This is a genomic window from Reyranella sp. (assembly GCF_004296935.1).
Classification (GTDB): domain Bacteria; phylum Pseudomonadota; class Alphaproteobacteria; order Reyranellales; family Reyranellaceae; genus Reyranella.
The window spans coordinates 1-1,361 of sequence record NZ_SCVH01000174.1 but is presented as its reverse complement, the minus strand read 5'-3'; the positions used below and the strand labels follow the sequence as shown (position 1 = coordinate 1,361).

Annotated in this window: 1 protein-coding gene; it reads right to left on the bottom strand. The window is 67.2% G+C overall.

Going from position 1 to position 1,361, the window contains the following annotated elements; translation table 11 throughout:
* Positions 1 to 1,249, bottom strand: a 1,249-nt coding sequence (locus EPO55_RS26085; protein WP_296340553.1) for an AarF/ABC1/UbiB kinase family protein, incomplete at its 3' end; no start/stop codon positions are given.
* Positions 1,250 to 1,361 lie beyond the last annotated feature (112 nt).

The window sequence follows — 1,361 nt, the reverse complement described above, 5'->3', positions numbered from 1 at the left end:
GGCGATGCCAGTTGATCGAGGCGCGGAGATGGATGAACACGGCACCCAGGCCGATGGCGGCGCGGTCCATGAACACGAACTCGCGCGGCGGCCGCACGCCGCCCATCTTGCGCAGCTCGCCGAAGACGTTCTGGGCCATCTCGCGGCCGTAGCCGCCGGCCATGCCCTCGGTGAGGCGGCGCGGCCGGTCGTCCATCAGCGGCCCGTAGAGGAAGGCGGCCCAGCGATTGAGCACGGCGATCATCTCGCGGCTGAGGCCCGTAAAACCCCAATCCTCGTAGGCCGCCACGGCGCGCGCCTCGTCGTCGGTCATCAGCGCGCGGTAGAGCTCGATCGAGCCCTGCACGAAGCGCGGTGGGAAGACGCGGACGCAGCCGAAATCCATCAGGTTGACCGAGCCGTCGGGCCGCACGGTGTAATTGCCGAGATGCGGATCGCCGTGGATCACGCCGAAGCGATAGAACGGCACGTACCAGGCGCGGAACATATTTATGGCCAGCGCGTCCTTCTCCTCCTGGGAGTGGGTCTTCCAGTTGAGCAAAGGCTCGCCCTGCAGCCAGCTCATGGTCAGCAGCCGATCGGTCGAATGGCTCGGCACCACCTCGGGCACATGGACGTTGGGTTCGTCGCGGAGCATGTGGCGGTAGAGTGCGACGTGCTTGGCCTCGCGGCGGTAATCCAGCTCCTCGCGCAGCCGCGTGGTGATCTCGGCATGGATCTCGTCGGTGCGGATCGCCGGATCGAAGCGCTGACCGATCGCGAACACGACTTTTAGCTGATTGAGGTCCGCCTCCAGCGCCGAGGCCATGTCGGGATACTGCAGCTTGGCCGCCACGTCGCGGCCGTCAGCAAGCGCGGCACGATGGACCTGGCCCAGGGAGGCCGCGAACGAGGCTTCCTTGTCGAACCTGGCGAACTTCGCCTGCCAGTCCGGCCCCAGCTCGCTCGCCATGCGGCGCCGCACGAAAGCCCAACCCATGGCCGGCGCGTTGGCCTGCAGCTCGCCCAGCTCGCGGGCATATTCCGGCGGCAGCGCATCGGGAATGGTGGCCAGCAGCTGCGCCGCCTTCATCAGCGGGCCCTTCAAGCCGCCGAGTGCGGCCTTCAGCTCGCCGGCATGCTTGTCGCGATCGAGCGAGAAACCGAGATAGCGCTGGCCCGCCAGTTTGACGGCAAGGCCGCCGACCGACGAGCCGACCCGGGCGTAGCGACCAAGCCGTCCGCCGAAAGAGTCACCCTCGTCACTCATCGGAGCGCGCCACTCCAGTGGCGCTCATGATGGCGCCACTGGAGTGGCGCGCTCCCATGATCACAGTTTCTCCAACTCATCGACGAAGCCCGAGATGACGCCCAGCCCCTTG